This is a genomic window from Enterobacter sp. MGH 37, assembly GCF_000534515.1.
In the GTDB taxonomy this organism is placed as follows: domain Bacteria; phylum Pseudomonadota; class Gammaproteobacteria; order Enterobacterales; family Enterobacteriaceae; genus Enterobacter; species Enterobacter kobei.
In genome coordinates, this window is record NZ_KI973205.1 from 2,162,541 (window position 1) to 2,183,368 (window position 20,828).

At 49.0% G+C, this 20,828-nt stretch carries 20 protein-coding genes and 1 pseudogene; 8 read left to right on the plus strand and 13 right to left on the minus strand.

Features of this window, described 5'->3' with window-relative positions:
• Positions 1 to 2: 2 nt before the first annotated feature.
• The 7 genes from hisD to hisIE are packed head-to-tail and all read left to right on the plus strand — an operon-like array spanning position 3 to position 6,119.
• Positions 3 to 1,307, plus strand: a complete 1,305-nt coding sequence (gene hisD / locus L383_RS13400) for a histidinol dehydrogenase (RefSeq protein ID WP_023330858.1) — start codon at positions 3 to 5, stop codon at positions 1,305 to 1,307.
• Positions 1,304 to 2,365 carry a histidinol-phosphate transaminase gene (hisC, locus tag L383_RS13395; protein ID WP_023330859.1) on the plus strand — a complete coding sequence of 354 codons (1,062 nt, stop codon included), beginning with the start codon at positions 1,304 to 1,306 and terminating at the stop codon, positions 2,363 to 2,365. The genes hisD and hisC overlap by 4 nt, the downstream gene beginning before the upstream one ends.
• The gene (gene hisB, locus L383_RS13390; RefSeq protein ID WP_023330860.1) at positions 2,362 to 3,429 is read left to right on the plus strand and encodes a bifunctional histidinol-phosphatase/imidazoleglycerol-phosphate dehydratase HisB; all 1,068 of its coding nucleotides are present in this window, start codon (positions 2,362 to 2,364) and stop codon (positions 3,427 to 3,429) included. Before hisC ends, hisB begins: the two co-directional genes overlap by 4 nt.
• Entirely contained in the window at positions 3,429 to 4,019 is a 591-nt protein-coding gene (gene hisH / locus L383_RS13385) for an imidazole glycerol phosphate synthase subunit HisH (protein WP_014884470.1), read from the plus strand. The genes hisB and hisH overlap by 1 nt, the downstream gene beginning before the upstream one ends.
• On the plus strand, positions 4,019 to 4,756 hold the full coding sequence (gene hisA / locus L383_RS13380) for a 1-(5-phosphoribosyl)-5-[(5-phosphoribosylamino)methylideneamino]imidazole-4-carboxamide isomerase (RefSeq protein WP_023330861.1): 738 nt from the start codon (positions 4,019 to 4,021) through the stop codon (positions 4,754 to 4,756). Before hisH ends, hisA begins: the two co-directional genes overlap by 1 nt.
• A complete protein-coding gene (gene hisF / locus L383_RS13375) occupies positions 4,738 to 5,514 on the plus strand; it encodes an imidazole glycerol phosphate synthase subunit HisF (protein WP_023330862.1) in 777 nt (258 codons plus the stop codon). The genes hisA and hisF overlap by 19 nt, the downstream gene beginning before the upstream one ends.
• The gene (hisIE, locus tag L383_RS13370; protein ID WP_014884472.1) at positions 5,508 to 6,119 is read left to right on the plus strand and encodes a bifunctional phosphoribosyl-AMP cyclohydrolase/phosphoribosyl-ATP diphosphatase HisIE; all 612 of its coding nucleotides are present in this window, start codon (positions 5,508 to 5,510) and stop codon (positions 6,117 to 6,119) included. The genes hisF and hisIE overlap by 7 nt, the downstream gene beginning before the upstream one ends.
• A gap of 43 nt (positions 6,120 to 6,162) precedes the next feature.
• Here hisIE and wzzB read toward each other — a convergent pair whose 3' ends face one another.
• Positions 6,163 to 7,143, minus strand: coding sequence for an LPS O-antigen chain length determinant protein WzzB (wzzB, locus tag L383_RS13365; protein WP_023330863.1), 981 nt, complete (start codon positions 7,141 to 7,143; stop codon positions 6,163 to 6,165).
• Positions 7,144 to 7,335: 192 nt separating this feature from the next.
• Here wzzB and L383_RS13360 point away from each other — a divergent pair, with 192 nt between their 5' ends.
• Positions 7,336 to 8,340, plus strand: coding sequence for an NAD-dependent epimerase (locus L383_RS13360; protein WP_014884474.1), 1,005 nt, complete (start codon positions 7,336 to 7,338; stop codon positions 8,338 to 8,340).
• 51 nt (positions 8,341 to 8,391) lie between these two features.
• Here the strand turns inward: L383_RS13360 and ugd are convergent, their stop codons facing one another.
• The 12 genes and pseudogenes from ugd to L383_RS13300 form a co-directional block, all read right to left on the minus strand.
• Positions 8,392 to 9,558 (minus strand): UDP-glucose 6-dehydrogenase, encoded by a 1,167-nt coding sequence (gene ugd, locus L383_RS13355; protein WP_023330865.1) that lies wholly within the window; start codon positions 9,556 to 9,558, stop codon positions 8,392 to 8,394.
• Between the two features lie 254 nt (positions 9,559 to 9,812).
• Positions 9,813 to 11,219, minus strand: coding sequence for an NADP-dependent phosphogluconate dehydrogenase (gene gndA / locus L383_RS13350; RefSeq protein ID WP_014884476.1), 1,407 nt, complete (start codon positions 11,217 to 11,219; stop codon positions 9,813 to 9,815).
• 135 nt (positions 11,220 to 11,354) lie between these two features.
• Positions 11,355 to 11,903: a dTDP-4-dehydrorhamnose 3,5-epimerase gene (rfbC, locus tag L383_RS13345; RefSeq protein WP_023330866.1), complete on the minus strand. Its 549-nt coding sequence runs from the start codon at positions 11,901 to 11,903 to the stop codon at positions 11,355 to 11,357.
• A gap of 10 nt (positions 11,904 to 11,913) precedes the next feature.
• Entirely contained in the window at positions 11,914 to 12,810 is an 897-nt protein-coding gene (rfbD, locus tag L383_RS13340) for a dTDP-4-dehydrorhamnose reductase (protein ID WP_023330867.1), read from the minus strand.
• Between the two features lie 6 nt (positions 12,811 to 12,816).
• Positions 12,817 to 13,683 (minus strand): glucose-1-phosphate thymidylyltransferase RfbA, encoded by an 867-nt coding sequence (gene rfbA, locus L383_RS13335; RefSeq protein WP_023330868.1) that lies wholly within the window; start codon positions 13,681 to 13,683, stop codon positions 12,817 to 12,819.
• 15 nt (positions 13,684 to 13,698) lie between these two features.
• Positions 13,699 to 14,763 carry a dTDP-glucose 4,6-dehydratase gene (rfbB, locus tag L383_RS13330; protein ID WP_014884480.1) on the minus strand — a complete coding sequence of 355 codons (1,065 nt, stop codon included), beginning with the start codon at positions 14,761 to 14,763 and terminating at the stop codon, positions 13,699 to 13,701.
• 79 nt (positions 14,764 to 14,842) lie between these two features.
• Entirely contained in the window at positions 14,843 to 15,874 is a 1,032-nt protein-coding gene (locus L383_RS13325; protein ID WP_014884481.1) for a glycosyl transferase, read from the minus strand.
• 38 nt (positions 15,875 to 15,912) lie between these two features.
• Positions 15,913 to 16,443: pseudogene (locus tag L383_RS13320) on the minus strand (sugar transferase); the annotation flags it as partial.
• Positions 16,444 to 16,499: 56 nt separating this feature from the next.
• Positions 16,500 to 17,468: an IS5 family transposase gene (locus L383_RS13315; protein ID WP_016151349.1), complete on the minus strand. Its 969-nt coding sequence runs from the start codon at positions 17,466 to 17,468 to the stop codon at positions 16,500 to 16,502.
• A gap of 17 nt (positions 17,469 to 17,485) precedes the next feature.
• On the minus strand, positions 17,486 to 18,415 hold the full coding sequence (locus L383_RS13310; RefSeq protein WP_255344455.1) for a hypothetical protein: 930 nt from the start codon (positions 18,413 to 18,415) through the stop codon (positions 17,486 to 17,488).
• A gap of 43 nt (positions 18,416 to 18,458) precedes the next feature.
• Positions 18,459 to 19,640, minus strand: a complete 1,182-nt coding sequence (locus L383_RS13305; protein WP_014884483.1) for a glycosyltransferase family 4 protein — start codon at positions 19,638 to 19,640, stop codon at positions 18,459 to 18,461.
• Positions 19,618 to 20,817: a glycosyltransferase gene (locus tag L383_RS13300; protein ID WP_023330870.1), complete on the minus strand. Its 1,200-nt coding sequence runs from the start codon at positions 20,815 to 20,817 to the stop codon at positions 19,618 to 19,620. The genes L383_RS13305 and L383_RS13300 overlap by 23 nt, the downstream gene beginning before the upstream one ends.
• Between the last annotated feature and the right edge of the window lie 11 nt (positions 20,818 to 20,828).

The window sequence follows — 20,828 nt, forward strand, 5'->3', positions numbered from 1 at the left end:
CCATGCGTTTTAACACAATCATCGACTGGAATACCTGTAGCGACGCACAGCAGCGCGAGTTGCTGATGCGCCCGGCGATTTCCGCCTCCGAAAGCATCTCCCGCACCGTGGCGGAGATCCTTGATAGCGTCAAAACGCGTGGCGATGACGCGCTGCGTGAATACAGTGCAAAGTTTGATAAAACCGAAGTGGACGCGCTACAGGTCACCGGGCAGGAAATCGCGGAGGCGGAAAGCCGCCTCGGTGACGACATCAAACAGGCGATGGCCGTCGCGGTGAAAAACATTGAGACCTTTCACGTCGCGCAGAAACTGCCGACCGTGGACGTGGAAACCCTGCCCGGCGTGCGTTGTCAGCAGGTGACTCGCCCGGTGGCGTCAGTCGGGCTTTATATCCCTGGCGGTTCAGCGCCGCTGTTTTCAACCGTATTAATGCTCGCAACCCCGGCGCGTATCGCCGGATGCCAGAAAGTGGTGCTGTGCTCTCCGCCACCCATTGCCGATGAGATCCTTTATGCGGCAAAGCTGTGCGGCGTACAGGCAGTCTATAAAGTGGGCGGTGCTCAGGCCATTTCGGCCTTGGCGTTCGGGACTGAGTCCATTCCGAAGGTCGACAAAATCTTTGGACCGGGCAACGCGTATGTAACCGAAGCCAAGCGCCAGGTCAGCCAGCGTCTGGACGGTGCGGCAATTGATATGCCTGCCGGCCCGTCTGAAGTGCTGGTGATTGCCGACAGTGGCGCAACGCCGGATTTCGTGGCGTCCGACCTGCTTTCACAGGCTGAACACGGCCCGGACTCACAGGTCATTTTGCTGACACCGGACGCCGATATGGCTAAACGTGTGGGTGAGGCCGTTGAGCGTCAGCTTGCCGACCTGCCCCGTGCCGACACGGCACGCCAGGCATTATCCGCCAGCCGCCTGATTGTGGCGCGTGACCTGGAGCAGTGCATTGCTATTTCCAACCAGTACGGCCCGGAGCATCTGATTATTCAGACCCGCAACGCCCGCGATCTGGTCGACAGCATTACCAGCGCTGGCTCGGTGTTCCTCGGCGACTGGTCACCGGAATCCGCGGGCGACTACGCTTCTGGTACCAACCACGTTCTGCCGACGTATGGCTATACCTCAACCTGTTCCAGCCTGGGCCTGGCAGATTTCCAAAAACGGATGACCGTGCAGGAACTTTCCCGAGAAGGGTTTGCCTCGCTGGCTTCAACTATTGAGACGCTGGCCGCCGCCGAACGTCTGACTGCCCACAAAAATGCCGTTACGCTGCGCGTTGCAGCGCTGAAGGAGCAAGCATGAACATTGAAGAATTAGCCCGCGAAAATGTCCGTCGCCTGAAGCCTTATCAGTCCGCGCGCCGCCTGGGTGGCAAAGGCGATGTCTGGCTGAACGCCAACGAATTCCCGACGGCGGTGCAGTTTGAGCTGTCGCAGCAAACGTTGAACCGTTATCCGGAGTGTCAGCCGAAAGCGGTAATCGAAAACTACGCCCAGTACGCAGGCGTGAAGCCGGAGCAGGTGCTGGTCAGCCGTGGGGCAGACGAAGGCATTGAACTGCTGATCCGCGCGTTCTGCGAGCCGGGAAAAGACGCAGTAATGTACTGCCAGCCAACCTACGGCATGTACAGCGTCAGCGCCGAAACCTTCGGCGTGGCGTGCCGCAACGTGCAGGCGCTGGAGAACTGGCAGCTGGATCTGCAGGGGATTGCCGACAATCTTGACGGCGTAAAAGTCGTGTTTGTCTGCAGCCCGAACAATCCAACCGGACAGATTATCACGCCACAGGATATCCGTACCCTGCTGGAAATGACGCGCGGTAAAGCGCTGGTGGTCGCGGACGAAGCCTATATTGAGTTCTGCCCACAGGCGACGCTGACAGGCTGGCTTGAGGAGTATCCGCATCTTGTTGTGCTGCGCACACTGTCGAAGGCTTTCGCCCTCGCGGGCTTGCGCTGCGGATTCACCCTGGCGAATAAAGCGGTCATCGACCTGCTTTTGAAAGTCATCGCCCCGTATCCACTCTCCACGCCGGTTGCGGATATTGCGGCACAGGCGTTGACGCCTCAGGGCATTAATGCGATGCGCGAACGCGTGGCGCAGATCCTGGAAGAACGCCAGAACCTGGTCACCGCCCTGAAGGATATTGCGTGCGTGGAGCAGGTGTTTGACTCGGAAACCAATTACATCCTGGTGCGTTTTACCGCCTCGAGTGCCGTATTTAAATCTTTGTGGGATCAGGGCATTATCTTACGAGACCAGAATAAACAACCTTCCCTGAGTGGCTGCCTGCGCATTACCGTAGGCACCCGCGCAGAGAGCCAGCGCGTGATTGACGCCCTGAAAGCGGAGAAAGCATGACCCAGAAGATCCTTTTCATCGATCGTGACGGCACCCTTATTTCGGAGCCACCAGCCGATTTTCAGGTCGATCGTTTCGACAAACTGGCTTTTGAACCGGATGTGATACCGGTGCTGCTTACGCTGCAAAAAGCCGGTTATAAGCTGGTGATGATCACCAACCAGGACGGTCTGGGTACCGACAGCTTCCCGCAGGCAGACTTTGACGGCCCCCATAATTTAATGATGCAGGTGTTGACCTCTCAGGGCGTAGTGTTCGATGAGGTACTGATTTGTCCGCACATGCCAGCCGATGAGTGCGACTGCCGTAAGCCAAAAGTGAAGCTGGTTGAGCGCTATCTGGCTGAGGATATGCTGGATAAAACCAACAGCTATGTCATCGGGGATCGCATTACTGATATTACGCTGGCGGAAAATATGGGCATTGCGGGGCTTCGCTACGACCGCAACAATCTTGGCTGGGCAAAGATTGGCGAACAGCTGACAAAACGTGACCGCTACTCGCACGTTGAACGCAACACCAAAGAGACACAGATTGATGTGAAGGTCTGGCTGGACCGTGAAGGCGGCAGCAAGATCCACACCGGTGTCGGTTTCTTTGACCATATGCTGGACCAGATTGCCACGCACGGCGGTTTCCGCATGGAAATCTCGGTGAAGGGTGACCTTTACATTGACGATCACCACACCGTAGAAGATACCGGTCTGGCGCTGGGTGAAGCCCTGAAGCTGGCGCTCGGCGACAAACGCGGCATCAACCGTTTTGGTTTTGTTCTGCCGATGGACGAATGTCTGGCGCGCTGCGCGATGGACATCTCCGGTCGTCCGCACCTGGAATACAAAGCCGACTTCACCTATCAGCGCGTGGGCGATCTCAGCACCGAAATGGTGGAGCATTTCTTCCGTTCCTTGTCCTACACCATGGGCCTGACGTTGCATCTGAAAACGAAAGGCAAAAACGATCACCACCGCGTGGAAAGTCTGTTTAAAGCCTTTGGCCGTACGCTGCGTCAGGCGATCCGCGTGGAAGGTGACGCCCTTCCCTCGTCGAAAGGAGTGCTGTGATGAACGTGGTGATTCTGGATACCGGATGCGCCAACCTGAACTCCGTCAAATCGGCCATTGCGCGCCACGGCTACGAGCCGGTGGTGAGCCGTGATCCGGACGTGGTATTGCGCGCCGACAAGCTTTTCCTGCCCGGCGTAGGCACCGCCCAGGCGGCGATGGATCAGATCCACGAGCGCGAGCTGGTCGATTTGATCAAAGCCTGTACCCAACCGGTACTGGGGATTTGCTTAGGCATGCAGCTTCTGGGTCGCCGCAGCGAAGAGAGCAACGGCGTTGACCTGCTGGGTATTATTGACGAAGACGTACCGAAAATGACCGACCACGGCCTGCCGCTACCGCATATGGGGTGGAACCGCGTTTACGCGAAAGCAGGTGACCGTCTGTTTCGCGGCATCGAAGACGGTGCGTATTTTTACTTCGTGCACAGCTACGCCATGCCGGTGAACGCCCATACCATCGCCCAGTGCAACTACGGCGAGGCATTTACTGCCGCGGTGCAGAAAGACAATTTCTTCGGCGTGCAGTTTCACCCGGAACGTTCGGGCGCCGCGGGCGCGCAGTTGCTGAAAAACTTCCTGGAGATGTGATGATCATTCCCGCTTTAGATTTAATTGACGGCACGGTTGTCCGTCTGCATCAGGGCGATTACGGCCAGCAGCGTGACTACGGGAACGACCCGCTGCCGCGTCTGCAGGATTATGCGGCTCAGGGCGCGCAGGTATTGCATCTGGTGGATTTGACGGGCGCGAAAGATCCGGCGAAACGACAGATCCCGCTGCTGAAAAACCTGGTTGCTGGCGTTAATGTGCCCGTACAGGTCGGCGGCGGCGTGCGTACGGAAGAGGATGTTGCGGCACTGCTGGATGCAGGCGTGGCGCGCGTGGTTGTAGGCTCAACCGCGGTCAACGATCCTGAGACCGTGAAAGGCTGGTTCCGCCGCTTCGGCGCCGATGCGCTGGTGCTGGCGCTGGACGTTCGCATTGACGAACAAGGTAATAAGCAGGTGGCGATCAGCGGCTGGCAGGAAAACTCCGGGGTAACGCTGGAAGAACTGGTCGAGATGTATCTGCCCGTTGGCCTGAAGCACGTGCTGTGCACCGATATCTCTCGCGACGGTACGCTGGCAGGCTCTAATGTCTCGCTGTATGAAGAGGTTTGTGCACGTTATCCGCAGGTGGCGTTCCAGTCTTCAGGCGGCATCGGCGATATAGACGACGTGGCTGCGCTGCGCGGTACCGGTGTAAAGGGTGTGATTGTAGGCCGTGCCCTGCTGGAAGGTAAATTTACTGTAACGGAGGCGATTCAATGCTGGCAAAACGGATAATCCCTTGTCTTGACGTACGCGACGGTCAGGTTGTGAAAGGCGTGCAGTTCCGCAACCACGAGATTATTGGCGACATCGTTCCGCTGGCAAAACGTTATGCCGATGAAGGCGCAGACGAGCTGGTCTTTTACGATATCACCGCCTCAAGCGATGGTCGCGTGGTCGACAAAAGCTGGGTCGCGCGCGTGGCGGAAGTGATTGATATTCCGTTCTGTGTCGCGGGCGGGATTAAGTCCGCTGACGACGCGGCCAAAATTCTCTCTTTTGGTGCCGACAAGATTTCCATCAACTCCCCTGCCCTGGCCGACCCGGAGCTGATTACCCGTCTGGCCGATCGCTTTGGCGTGCAGTGCATTGTGGTTGGGATCGACACCTGGTATGACGCTGCAACCGGTAAATATCACGTCAACCAGTATACCGGTGATGAGAGCCGGACGCGTGTCACCCAATGGGAAACGCTGGACTGGGTGCAGGAAGTGCAGAAGCGCGGCGCGGGTGAGATTGTGCTGAACATGATGAACCAGGACGGCGTGCGTAACGGGTATGACCTCGAGCAGCTGAAAAAAGTCCGCGCGGTCTGCCACGTGCCGCTGATTGCCTCCGGCGGTGCGGGCACCATGGAGCACTTCCTGGAAGCTTTCCGTGATGCGAACGTAGACGGTGCGCTGGCGGCGTCCGTGTTCCACAAACAGATTATTAATATTGGTGAGTTAAAGACGTACCTGGCCGACCAGGGCGTGGAGATCAGGGTATGTTAACAGAGCAACAACAGGCGCAGCTGGACTGGGAAAAAACTGATGGATTACTGCCGGTGGTTGTACAGCATGCCGTCTCAGGCGAAGTGCTGATGCTGGGGTATATGAACCAGGACGCGCTGGCGAAAACGATCGACAGCGGTAAGGTGACGTTTTTCTCACGCACGAAACAGCGTCTGTGGACCAAAGGTGAAACCTCTGGTCATTTCCTGAATGTGGTCAGCATGGCGCCAGACTGCGATAACGACACCCTGCTGGTGCTGGCCAATCCGATCGGGCCGACCTGCCACAAGGGCACCAGCAGCTGCTTCGGTGAGGCGAGCCACCAGTGGCTGTTCCTGTATCAACTGGAACAGCTGTTGGCAGAGCGTAAAACGGCGGATCCTGAAAGCTCTTACACTGCGAAGTTGTACGCCAGCGGAACCAAGCGTATTGCGCAAAAGGTAGGGGAAGAAGGCGTTGAGACTGCGCTGGCCGCGACGGTGCATGACCGCGAGGAGCTGACCAATGAGGCATCGGATTTGATGTATCACCTGCTGGTACTGCTGCAGGATCAGGAGCTGGATTTGACGGCGGTGATCGAGAATCTTCGTAAGCGCCACAAATAAAAAAACCGGGGAATTTCCCCGGTTTTTTTATATCCGATGTGGTTCAGGATTTGGGTTTGTAGTTACGCAGTGCATTGCGGCCCAGTACCACACCAGAACCAATAATCCCGCCCAGCAGAACCGCCAGAATTAAGGTGATCGCCTTTTTCGGGCTATCACGTCGGACAGGGAGATCCGGCTTCATGACGTAACGATAGACGTGAATCGTGTCTGGATTCACATTCAACTTCTCGATATCCAGTAAGTTTTGTTTCGTCTGATAGTAAGCAGGAGAGAACACTAACGGGCGAGACGCTTCGTTATCAATCATCGATTTCAGCGCTTCACTACCCAGCAGGAACATAGTTTCCTGGGTCACATCCTGAGTTTGCTGGATCTGTGGGGTCGCGATTTTTGCAGCTTCCGCATTTTTAAGCGCCTCAGCGATCTGTTTGATTCGCAGATCTTTCTGCTCCTGAGCAACCTTTTCCTGGTTTTCCAGAGAGTCATTTAGCGTGGTAATTTGCTGCTTGATATTATCTTTGAGGTCGAGAGAAAGTTCTTTCGCTGTTTGCTGATCAACCTGCTGTATGTATTGCGCCAGCTGTTTTTGAGCCGCTTCTGCAGACTCCCCCTGATAGGAGACGCTTAACGGCAGCGGTTGCCCCTTAACGGTGGTGTCGATAGTCAGCTTTTCTGGAATGTCCTGGTTTTCGAGAGCCTGAGCTAAAGCAGAAAACGAGGAATTGAAACGATTAATAGCACGGTTCTGGATATCCAGCATTGAAGGTGCAGCGCTACCGTAAAGGATATTCAGTGCATTGGCGTAAGTGGCGATCTGCGCCGCATCTGGCTGAGCAATAATGGCGGAGGAGGTCCATTTCTCTTTCGCGACTGTAATGTATACGCCCGCTAATACGATAAAAACCGCAATAAATGCCCCAATTACCCACTTTCCGCGCCAAAGTTGCAGCACTAAATCAAGTAAATCAATTTGCTCCGGGTCAGTACTGCGCGTGACCAGGCTATTGTTGTTTTGCGTCATACAATCCCTAACAGATGAAAAAGGGCAAAAAAAATTATGTTTACGTAGTTTATCTGTTGCTGAGGATTTTTCTATAGGAATTCGATGAGTTATATCGGAAAGATGGGTTATGTATCGGGTGTGCTACGCGCTATCATAGACAAATTCGGATGCCCTATGCATCACAAGAACGAAGCGTTAACGAGGAAAGATATGAAATTTTTGGTAACGGGCGCAGCAGGTTTTATCGGTTCACATGTCAGCAAGCGACTGCTGGACGCAGGCCATCAGGTTGTCGGTATTGATAATCTGAATGACTACTATGACGTCAATCTTAAGCTGGCACGTCTGGACTTGCTCAAATCTGACAATTTCTCTTTCCATAAACTTGATTTAGCCGACCGTGAAGGGATGTCTGCGCTCTTCGCCGATGAGAAGTTTGACCGTGTGATTCATCTGGCCGCGCAGGCTGGGGTTCGCTACTCGCTGGATAATCCACATGCTTATGCAGAAGCCAACCTGGTGGGTCATCTCAACGTGCTGGAAGGCTGTCGCCATAATAAGGTTCAACACCTGCTTTACGCCTCATCCAGCTCCGTTTATGGGCTCAACCGTAAGATGCCTTTCTCTACGGACGATTCAGTGGATCACCCTGTTTCGCTGTATGCGGCAACTAAAAAGGCCAATGAGCTGATGTCGCATACCTATTCTCATTTGTACAACCTGCCAACGACCGGCCTGCGCTTCTTTACCGTGTACGGCCCGTGGGGGCGACCGGACATGGCCTTGTTCAAATTTACCAAAGCAATGATCGAAGATAAGCCGATTGATGTTTACAACTACGGCAAGATGAAGCGCGACTTCACTTACATCGACGACATCGCCGAAGCCATTATTCGTCTGCAGGGTGTCATTCCTCAGGCCGATGCAGACTGGACCGTCGAGACCGGTTCCCCGGCGACCAGCTCCGCGCCTTATCGCGTTTACAACATTGGTAATAGCTCTCCGGTCGAGCTTATGGATTACATCACGGCGCTGGAAGAAGCTCTCGGCAAAGAAGCAGAGAAAAACATGATGCCGATTCAACCGGGTGACGTGCTGGAGACCAGCGCGGATACGAAAGCGTTGTATGACGTTATTGGCTTTAAACCGCAGACGTCGGTCAAAGACGGAGTGAAGAACTTTGTCGACTGGTATCGCGCTTTCTACAAGGTCTGAAAATAAAAAACCCGGCTACATGGCCGGGTTTTTTACGTGCGTTAAGAGTAATCAATCGCTTCCGAACAGATCGCGGGTATAGACTTTATCCGCCACGTCCGCCAGCTCTTCCGCCATGCGGTTAGAGATGATCACGTCCGCTTCCTGCTTGAATGCATCCAGATCGCGAATCACGCGGGAGTGGAAGAACTCATCTTCCTGCATCGCGGGTTCATAAATAATAACCTGCACTCCTTTAGCCTTAATGCGCTTCATGATGCCCTGAATGGAAGAGGCACGGAAGTTATCTGAACCGCTCTTCATGATCAGACGATACACGCCCACAACTTTAGGCTGACGCGCAAGGATAGAGTCAGAGATGAAATCTTTACGCGTGCGGTTGGCATCTACAATGGCTGAAATCAGGTTATTCGGTACAGCCTGATAGTTGGCCAGCAACTGTTTGGTATCTTTTGGCAGGCAGTAGCCCCCGTAACCGAATGACGGGTTGTTATAGTGGTTGCCGATGCGAGGGTCGAGGCACACGCCTTCTATGATCTGACGGGTATTCAGGCCCAAACTCTCTGCGTAGCTGTCCAGCTCGTTGAAGTACGCTACACGCATCGCCAGATAAGTATTGGCGAACAGCTTGATGGCTTCGGCTTCCGTGGAGTCGGTAAACAGAACCGGAATGTCTTTCTTGATTGCGCCTTCCTGGAGCAGCGCGGCAAAACGCTCCGCCCGCTCAGAGCGCTCACCGATCACGATACGCGAGGGGTGCAGGTTATCGTATAGCGCCCTGCCCTCGCGCAGAAACTCTGGCGAGAAGAAGACATTATCAATACCCAACTCTTCTTTAATCGATTTGGTGAAGCCTACCGGAATGGTCGACTTAATGATCATCACTGCTTGAGGGTTGATTGAGATAACGTCTTTGATCACGGCTTCAACAGTAGAGGTGTTGAAGTAGTTGGTTTTGGGATCGTAATCTGTTGGTGTCGCGATGATGACGAAATCTGCACCACGATAGGCATCTTCTTTGTCCGTCGTCGCACGAAAATTCAGAGGTTTGTTGGCAAGATAGTCCTGGATCTCTTTATCGACAATCGGAGACTGCTTCTGATTGAGCATATCTACTTTGGACGGAACGATATCCAGCGCCACCACTTCATGGTTTTGTGCAATCAGGATGCCGTTTGAAAGCCCAACATAGCCCGTTCCGGAGATAGTTATTTTCATTCGTTCAACTTCTTCAAGTTTTGAGTTTCAGGAGGCATAAACACCCCACCGCAATAAACAACTGTTGAGGTTTTTACCTCTTATGTTGAGCGGCTGTCAAGGCGAATGCCTGGCTACAGAAATGAGAAAATGCAGTGGTTTATATGGTGTTAAACGATGCTCGTTGAGCAAAGCAAGCCCACATGGGCGTAAGCGCGATAAAAAAAGCCCGATGAGGTTCATCAGGCTTTGTTATCAGACGGAGTTAAATCAGATTAATCCAGCCATTCGGTATGGAACACACCTTCTTTATCGGTGCGCTTATAAGTGTGCGCGCCGAAGTAGTCACGCTGTGCCTGAATCAGGTTCGCTGGCAGTACGGCAGCACGGTAGCTGTCATAGTACGCCACGGCAGCGGAGAACGTCGGAACCGGAATACCGTTTTGAACAGCGTAAGCAACCACATCACGCAGTGCCTGCTGGTATTCGTCGGCAATCTTCTTGAAATAAGGTGCCAGCAGCAGGTTCGCGATACCGGCATTTTCAGCATAAGCATCGGTGATTTTCTGCAGGAACTGCGCACGAATGATGCAGCCCGCACGGAAGATCTTCGCGATTTCGCCGTAGTTCAGATCCCAGTTGTTCTCGTCAGACGCTGCACGCAGCTGTGAGAAGCCCTGCGCGTAGGAAACGATTTTACCCAGGTACAGAGCGCGACGAACTTTCTCAACGAATTCCGCTTTGTCACCCGCTGGCTTAGCCTGCGGACCAGAGAGCACTTTAGATGCCGCAACGCGCTGCTCTTTCAGAGAGGAAATGTAACGTGCAAACACAGATTCGGTGATCAGGGACAGAGGTTCGCCCAGATCCAGAGAGCTCTGGCTGGTCCATTTACCGGTACCCTTGTTCGCTGCTTCATCCAGAATCACATCAACCAGGTATTTACCCTCTTCATCTTTTTTAGTGAAGATATCTTTGGTGATGTCGATCAGGTAGCTGTTCAGCTCACCTTTGTTCCACTCGGTGAAGGTTTCAGCCAGCTCTTCGTTAGAAAGGTTCAGACCGCCTTTGAGCAGGGAGTAGGCTTCTGCAATCAGCTGCATATCACCGTATTCGATGCCGTTGTGAACCATCTTAACGTAGTGGCCCGCACCGTCCGGACCGATATAGGTCACGCACGGTTCGCCATCTTCGGCAACCGCTGCGATTTTGGTCAGGATAGGTGCAACCAGTTCGTAGGCTTCTTTCTGACCGCCAGGCATGATTGATGGGCCTTTCAGGGCGCCCTCTTCGCCACCGGAGACACCGGTACCGATGAAGTTAAAGCCTTCAGCAGACAGTTCACGGTTACGACGGATGGTGTCGTGGAAGAAGGTGTTGCCGCCATCAATGATGATGTCGCCTTTATCCAGATACGGTTTCAGGGAATCGATAGCAGCATCGGTACCCGCGCCCGCTTTCACCATTAACAGGATACGACGAGGCGTTTCCAGAGACTCAACGAACTCTTTAACCGTATAGAAAGGAACCAGTTTCTTGCCTGGGTTTTCGGCAATCACTTCTTCAGTTTTTTCACGGGAGCGGTTGAAAACGGAGACGGTATAACCACGGCTTTCGATGTTGAGCGCCAGGTTGCGCCCCATCACTGCCATACCGACAACGCCGATCTGTTGCTTGGACATTACATACTCCTGTCTTAGGGATAATCACTGCGATGCGATGCAGTTTGAATGTATCTATGATGTTAACTCATGCATGTGAGTTTTAGATAGCCTTTGGTGCGCTTACCACTGCGAGATAAGCAAACTGGCTATCAATTAGTCAAAATACACGGCGTCGGCGAAGGGCTTACCCTCTCGATCCTTGGATGAGAGCACAGGTAACTCACCCTCGGTAAGAGGCCATGTGATCCCGATAGAATCATCGTTCCACAATAAAGAATGCTCGGACTGCGGGTTGTAATAATCAGTGCATTTATAGACAAACTCTGCACTTTCAGACAAAACGTAGAAGCCGTGAGCAAAGCCTTCAGGGATCCAGAGTTGTCGTTTGTTTTCGGCGGAAAGAATAACGCCGACCCACTGTCCGAAAGTGGCTGATGATTTTCTCATGTCGACCGCAACATCAAATACTTCTCCACTGACGACACGGACTAATTTACCCTGCGGATTTTGAGTCTGGTAATGTAAGCCTCTCAAAATGTTCTTTGCAGATTTCGAGTGATTGTCCTGCACGAAGCTGCGATTACAAACCAGCTCACAAAACTTTTTCTGTTGCCATGTTTCCATGAAGAAACCGCGTTCATCGCCAAAAACAACTGGCTCAATGATTTTGACATCAGAAATTTCAGTATCAATAACTTTCATTATTCACTCTTTATTTACCTAATACTTCAACAACCACGCGCTCAACCCCTTTTTTCCAGTCAGGAAGCTTCACGCCAAAAACACGCTCAAATTTTTCGTTAGAAAGGCGTGAATTCAATGGCCGGGTAGCCGGGGTTGGATATTCGCTGGTCGGTATGCCGATAACATCATTCACAGCAAGTGATTCACCATGAGCCTTAGCGACATTGAATACAAAACTGGCATAATCAAACCATGTCGTTTCCCCGCTCGCAACCAGATGGTAGCTACCGGCGACATTTTTATTACGTTGCTCTTCACGAATGGCCAGAGCAGTACAATCGGCAAGCAGTTCAGCACTTGTCGGAGCACCGTGCTGGTCGTTGATAACAGAAAGGGTTTCTTTTTCACGCGCTAGGCGCAGCATCGTTTTCGCAAAATTATTCCCGCGCGTGGCGTAGACCCAACTGGTGCGGAAGATAAGATGACGAGGATTAAGACGGGCAATCGCTAATTCTCCCGCTAATTTGGTCTCACCATAAACATTTAGCGGTGAGGGTTTCTCATCCTCTAAGCGATAATGGTCACCCTCTCCGTCGAACACGTAGTCAGTAGAATAATGGATAAGTAGCGCACCGATCTTCGCTGATTCCTCAGCCAGCACTGCGACGCCTTTATGATTCAGTAATTCTGACAACTCGCGTTCTTGCTCCGCTCTGTCAACGGCAGTATGTGCTGACGCATTAACAATAACGTCAGGTTTTACGGTTCGAACCGTCTGCGCGATGCCCGGTAAATTCGTCAGGTCACCACACAAATCCTTATCAAAATAATCGACTGCGATGACGTCGCCAAGGATAGAAAGAGAACGTTGTAATTCCCATCCGACCTGACCATTTTTTCCAACAAGTAATATTTTGAGTGCCATAACCGATTATCGTCCAATCAACATTTTCAAATACTGACCATAGGCGGTTTTCTGAAGCAGTTCGGCCTGGATAGCTAATTGGTCAGCACTTAACCATTTATTCCGGTAGGCAATTTCTTCAAGACACGCCACTTTCATACCCTGCCGTTTTTCGATGGTGTGGATAAACTGAGAAGCTTCAATTAAGCTGTCATGCGTGCCTGTATCAAGCCAGGCAAAGCCACGGCCAAGAAGTTCAACATCAAGCTTACCGAGATCAAGATACATCTGATTCAATGTGGTAATTTCAAGTTCGCCGCGCGCAGAAGGTTTGATTTCTTTAACCATATCCACAACATTGTTATCGTAGAAATAAAGCCCCGTCACTGCCCAGTTAGATTTTGGCTTCAGCGGTTTTTCTTCAATAGATAACGCTTTGAAATGTTCATCAAACTCGACGACACCAAAACGCTCGGGATCCTGAACCTGATAACCAAACACAGTCGCGCCTGTAGTTTTCTTAGCCGCTGCATTTAACTTCATTCCAAAACTTTGGCCAAAGAAAATATTATCACCAAGAACCAAAGCACAAGGATCGTTACCAATAAACTTCTCACCGATAGTGAAAGCCTGAGCCAGACCATCAGGTGAAGGTTGGACTGCATAAGTGAAATTTACGCCAAACTGAGAGCCATCTTTCATTAAGCGTTGAAAAGCAGGCATATCCTCAGGCGTCGTAATAATCAGGATATCCCGAATACCGGCAAGCATAAGCACCGATACTGGATAGAAAATCATAGGTTTGTCATATATTGGAAGCAACTGCTTTGACACACCTTGGGTAATGGGGTACAAACGCGTGCCTGAACCTCCAGCTAAAACAATGCCTTTCATAACTCTGTACCTCGATTATTTATTCAGTCCAAGACGTTCGCCAGCATAAGAGCCATCAAGAACGCGCTGCCACCAACCCTGGTTGTTTAAATACCAGTGAATCGTTTTTTCAATACCGCTTTCAAACGTTTCGAGAGGTTCCCAGTGAAGAGCATTCTTCATTTTGGTAGCATCAATGGCATAGCGAAGATCGTGTCCAGGGCGGTCAGCCACAAAAGTAATAAGGTCGGCGAAACTGGAAATTTCTTTGGGTTTTTTATCGATAATTTTATCAAGTATTGCACAAATGGTTTTTACAACATCAATATTTTTTCGTTCGTTATGGCCACCTATACAATAGGTTTCACCATTCTCGCCCTCTGTCGCTACTTTATACAGTGCCCGGGCATGATCCTCGACATATAGCCAGTCACGAATTTGCTCACCATTCCCATAAACGGGAAGCGGTTTTCCTGCCAGTGCGTTAAGGATGATGAGAGGAATTAATTTCTCCGGGAAGTGGTACGGACCATAGTTATTCGAACAGTTAGTGATCACCGTTGGTAAACCATAGGTACGGTTCCAGGCGCGAACTAAATGATCGCTTCCCGCTTTGGATGCAGAGTAAGGGCTACTTGGCGCATAAGGTGTCTCTTCAGTAAAGAGGTCATCTGCATCGTGCAGGTCACCAAATACCTCATCGGTAGAAATATGATGGAAACGAAAAGCCTTTTTACGCTCATCATCAAGTGATGCATAATATTGGCGTGACGCCTCAAGCAGAATAAATGTGCCGATTACATTGGTCTGTATGAAAGCTGCGGGTCCATCTATCGAGCGGTCAACATGACTTTCGGCCGCTAAATGCATTACGATATCGGGCTGAAAGGTATTGAAGACATCTGCCACACCTTTTGCATCGGTAATATCAGTTAGAGAAAATGAATAGCGTGGATTGTCCTGAACCGGAGCCAGGGACTCTATGTTTCCGGCATACGTTAAACAATCAACAACACAAACCACATCCTGAGTATTGTTTATTATATGACGGACCACGGCTGAACCAATAAAACCCGCACCACCAGTGACAAGAATTTTCATAATTTTCACTTTCAATTAGTTAATTTTAAGATTATGCAATCATCATATTGCTATAAAATAAATAAGGAAAATACAAGGATTACATTTTTCTTAGTAATTTATCTACATGTAACGCGAGTATGTCTTCCGTACGGGCAAAATCACATTTCGCTTTAAATACCTTCAAGGCATTTTTCGACATTTGCTCTACCAACGCCGGATTATTATTCAACTGTTCAAGAGCTCGCAACCACTCACTCTCTGAATTGTTTCTAATATAAATACCGCAATTTTCTTTCTCGATATCGACGTACCAGTATGGATTATAGGTTGCTATAACTGGAACTCCCAGAGATATTGCTTCAATCAACGAAGATAATCCGACACAATAATTTACCTTAGAAAGTTTAAGCGGAATTATCATACATTTTGAAGCACTTACTTTTTCAAGTAATTCTTTATATTCCCATCTTCCTTTATTTACATCAACCTTTCCTGTTGCATTAACATAACTATCCTGTAATGACAAATCGCTGGTATAAATATCTATCGTAACGTCGCTATTTTTTAACGCATTCATTACTGCCGGGAGATCCCTATTCTCTCGCCCTGTAGAAATGATTTTATCATCATGGCGCATTTTAACAAAGGGGGCGTAAAAATTCGCCTCCCCCCCCCAGGGAACAAAATGACATCGGTCCTGAGGAAGCTGTCTTGATAGAATGATTTCTTCGCGAGTTTTATCAGAAAGAAAGAAAATGGCATCAATGCGTTTAACATATAGCTGCAAAAAAGGCAGCAGCAGTGAATGAATCATTCTTTTGAGTCTGGAACCTGGTGGCGAAAAGACGTCGAGATGCATCCAGCCCGCGAATTTTGTTGGGAACATGAAAATTTTTGCTAGAATGAAATAGAGCATCGTCTTTCTTTTGAGAAATGGCATAAAAAACAAGTCAGGCTTAAATTTCCAGAAGGAGACTAAATCTTTGAATAAGCGTCCTTCGCCAACCTTTACCTCAAATCCCATTTTTTCCAGTTTTGATACACCATACACAAACTGTGCAGGTATCTCATTTTTAGCATAGCGACAATAGGCCGCACCATTATCATTAACAAAAACAAAAGCTTTCATTAAAACTCCGTATTACCGATCACATCCAGGTATGAAAATTAATAAGCACCTTTTCTAAAAAGAACCACGCTAACCGTTTTAAACAAAATCACTATGTCATTCCATAGAGACCAGTTTTTGACATACCAGGAGTCAAAATAGACACGGGTTGTGTAATCTACGTCGTTACGGCCACTGACCTGCCATAGCCCGGTCATTCCTGGCTTAACCATCAGATAATAATCAACATCATCAGCATATCGTACCAGCTCTTCATGAATGACTGGACGAGGGCCAACGAGACTCATTTCCCCTTTGAGCACATTGAACAATTGAGGTAATTCATCGAGGCTGGTTTTACGAATAAAGTGGCCAATAGGTGTAATCCGGGGGTCGTTTTTGAGCTTAAAATCTTTTTCCCATTCCGCCCTGGCTTCTGGGTCATTTTCTAGCAAACGCGCAAGAATTTCTTTCGAATTGATATTCATCGAACGGAATTTGTAACAGTCAAATTTTTCACCCCGACGACCTATCCTTGTATGTGCATAGATTGCAGGGCCGCCGTCGCGGGAGACTTTATACCAGAGATAGGCTTTGTTGAATAAATCAGATTTCGGGTAAGTCTCCCCCGTAGCGGGTTGTGTTTTCAGGCAATACGCACGCTTTCAGGCATACCTGCTTTCGTCATTTTGTTCAGCGCTCGTACCAGGGCCATAGCCTCTGCAACCTGACCATCGTAGTCACGCAGTGTCAGTGAACCTCCGAACAGCTGTTTTACCCGGTACATCGCCGTTTCCGCTATCGAGCGACGGTTATAATCTGTTGTCCATTTCCACCGCGCATTACTCCCGGTCAGCCGCTGATTCGCAACAGCACGGTTACGGTCTGCATATTCACCGGGCCAGTAACCCGCGCCTTTTCGGGGCGGGATAAGCGCGCTGATTTTCTTACGCCGCAGTTCATCGTGACAGAGCCGGGTGTCGTAAGCGCCGTCTGCCGATGCTGCCCTGATTTTTCTGTGAGTCTGCCGGATAAGACCCGGGAAGGCTTCTGAGTCCGTCACATTGTTCAGCGACAGGTCTGCACAGATGATTTCATGTGTGTTGCTGTCAACTGCCAGATGCAACTTTCGCCATATACGACGGCGTTCTTTGCCGTGTTTTTTGACTTTCCATTCGCCTTCACCAAAGACCTTCAGCCCGGTGGAATCAATCACCAGATGCGCGATTTCACCTCGGGTGAACGTTTTGAAACTGACATTAACCGACTTTGCGCGCTTGCTGACACTGGTGTAATCCGGGCAGCGCAACGGAACATTCATCAGTGTAAAAATGGAATCAATAAAACCCTGTGCAGCCCGCAGGGTCAACCTGAACACGCGTTTAATGACCAGAACGGTGGTGATGGCGAGATCAGAATAGCGCTGAGGTCTTCCCCGTGATGAAGGCGTTGCCGACTCATACCAGGCCTGAATAGCTTCATCATCCAGCCAGAAAGTTATGGAGCCACGGTTGATGAGGGCTTTATTGTAGGTGGGCCAGTTGGTGATTTTGAACTTTTGCTTTGCCACGGAACGGTCTGCGTTGTCGGGAAGATGCGTGATCTGATCCTTCAACTCAGCAAAAGTTCGATTTATTCAACAAAGCCCCAGAGATAAACAAACAAAGGTGACGAAACAACGAGAATACCCAGACTACAGACAATATCGAACGTCCGTTTGATGAAGCGTGACGTTGCTTTGGAAAGATTATTGTGAACCTGCAACAGTAATACTTCATGACTGAATATAAAGGACATACTAGTGCCGTATAAAGGGAATCCTCGCAGGGAAGGAATAATAATCACATTTCGGCACTTATGTTTCGCCAGGAACCTTAACCAGTTTTCAAACTTATCTTTTTCATCAAAATCACACGCCACAACAAACTGCGTTGAAAATGAATTATAAGATGTGAGTAATGTCTCCACGTCTTTGACTATGGGACATTCTTCCATCATATCGTCAGTTGCATCAAAATCACAAAACGCATCAATTTTAAAACCTGAGACTTCGTGGCTCTGTAAAGCAAAATAGGCTTCACGCGCATTCCTGCCTGAACCTAGAATAACCGTACGTTTTTTCCAGTAGCCCAACTTGTTAAGTATAGATTTGGTGATTTCACGCGATAATGGAACCATGATAATGGCGTATAACCAGCAATAGGCCCAAATATAGCGAGAAAAATGCCATTTGGAGAATGCAACCAATGCAAGATCGAAGATCGAAAAAATGACGATAGTTCGTAATGTTTCTTTTAGCTCTGACCAGAACGGCTTTTTTTGTGCATAGTGGCGAAGGCGGACGCCAAACCAGAAAACACACAACGCAGTGAGAATAACGTGTGATAAAACACGCACATCTATCTGACGGATCGGCATGAAGGTATTCAGGTCGCCAATAAAGAACATGACGGTTAGAAACGAGAGTCCTAAAGAAGCATTTAGCCAAAAAAAGTCTGACGCCATTAGGGCGCTACGGCAAATAAATTCTTTCTTTTGATCTTTAAATACGCTGATTTTCATTATTTAATCCCTGGCATAAATCATTTGATCTATGCCGTGGTCATTATTTTTCCGAATGAGTATAGCTGTTCTGTAGTCTTGCAGCCTGAGTATTAATTAAGGACTCAGAGTATTGCGCCCAGGCGCTTTCAACATATTGACTAAGTTGGTCACGGAAGCGCTGCTCCGAGAACGTTAAAGCATGTTCGCGACAATCTTCCGGCTTAATCTCGCTCGCATATTTTTCAAAGGTATTCACTGCTTCACAAATGGCATCTGCGGTTTGTTCAAAGAAGAACACGCCGGTCGCTTTCTTACTACCCAGTGGTTTAACCGTTTCGAGGCAACCACCTTTACCGTAGGTGATGACCGGAGTGCCGCTTGCCTGCGCTTCAACAGGTGATATGCCGAAATCTTCTTCTGCGGCAAAAACATATGCCTTAGCACGCTTCATAAAATCAACTAGTGCAGCATCGTCCTGATATCCCAGAAGCGTAACGTTATCCGTAGCCAACTGTTTAATCTTCTCCATTTCAGAGCCGTCACCGATAACAATTAATTTCTTTTCTGGCATATTAGCAAATGCGCTAACAATGAGATCAACCCGCTTATAAGGCACCATACGACACGCGGCCAGGTAGAAATCTTCTTTACTATCGCTAAATTCGAATTTTTCAGTATTTACAGGAGGATAAATAACATCAGCTTGTCTTCCATAAACTTTATTAATACGCCGTGCGATAAAATTCGAGTTGCCAATAAAATGATTAACACCCGCAGCAGTACGGTAATCCCAAATACGGATTTTATGTAGCAAATATTTTGCAAGTAAACCCTTCAGACCCTTATCCAGTCCAGATTCGCGCAGGTATTGGTGTTGGAAATCCCATGCGTAGCGGATAGGAGAATGAACATATGAAATATGAATTTGATCCGGCCCAGTGATAACCCCTTTAGATACAGCGTGGCTGCTTGAGATAATAACATCGTATTCAGACATATCAAGCTGCTCAATTGCCAGCGGCATTAATGGAAGATATGACTGGAATTTTTTAGATGCAAATGGCAAACGCTGGATAAATGTTGTGGTGACCTTTTTATTATTTAAAAAGTGGCGGTCATTTGGTTTTAAGAAATCACAGACAGCGAACACATCCGCATCAGGATAGCAATGAAGGATTTGCTCAACGACTTTTTCAGAACCTGCATAGGAACTGAACCACTCATGTACGATTGCTACTTTCATTACGCTTCTCATCAATTAACTTGAACATTTTTTCAGTGCGTGACTGGTATGTATATTCCCGAGCGAGTTCCTGACACTTTTCTACCGAAATCCGGTTTTCAGAAGTGATATCTTCTAGCGCAGAAATAAATTCAGAGGGACTGTGGGCGATACGAACATAGTCCGTAAAGTCACAAAGCGAGGCTAAATCCACACTCACTACAGCTTTTCCCGCAGCCAGATACTCAAAGAATTTCATTGGGAACATCGAAGCTGTATATTCATTTAGGTTATTCGGAAGCAATGTCGCCGTAAATCCTTTCAGATAACCAGGCAGTTCCTGATAGGCTCTCGGTCCAAGAAGATGAATATTTTTATGCCGAGTAAGCTGTGTTGCGTCGGTGTCTGGATCCCCCTCTCCTATATCCCCAATCATCACTATTGACCATTCAGGATGAGCTTCCGCAATTCTTTCAAGTAACGAGAAATTTACCTTATAGCCACTGATTGCACCGATAAATCCCATTCGTGGTTCTGGAATGTTGCTCAAGTCGACAGGTATCGGCAAATGTTCATCCAGCGCCTTTGAGAAATGGTTATAATCCGCGACGTTGGAGAAGTAATAGACTTCATCGCTCCATTTCTTCCTTGTTTTAAGCAACGTCAATGACGTAACAAACGTAATATCAGCGCGTCGCACTAATTCTTCTTCAGCATTTTGAAGAATGTCAACTGGCATCCCAGGTTGGGCCTTAATTTCATCAACGCAATGGTATACTACGTAACTGAAATTATCGGGTTCAAGAAAACGCGTTGTCAAAGGATTATAAGTCCATAGCGTTTCATTCTTGAATTTTAAGCGCCAACACCAGTACTTAAGAGCACTACTTAGAATGAGTTTGTTTAGCTTGCGAACAAATGCATAGCTGTTGAACGGGATAGAAATTGGCGACCATACCCAAATATTATCGCGAACTTTTCGCGGCGCCTTAATTGCTTTAATTATGCGGCGAAGAATTCGCGATAGATCTTTCTTGTTTACGCTGGGTCGACGTAATCCCAAAGATTCAATATAAAGAACACGATGACCACGTTTCGCCAGTTCTAAAGCAACATGCTGTTTGTTGGTCCAGAAAGGATTATCCCAGTCAGCAGTAGATAAAACGACAATATCTTTAATGTCTGTATTTTTCTTCATAAATTATTACG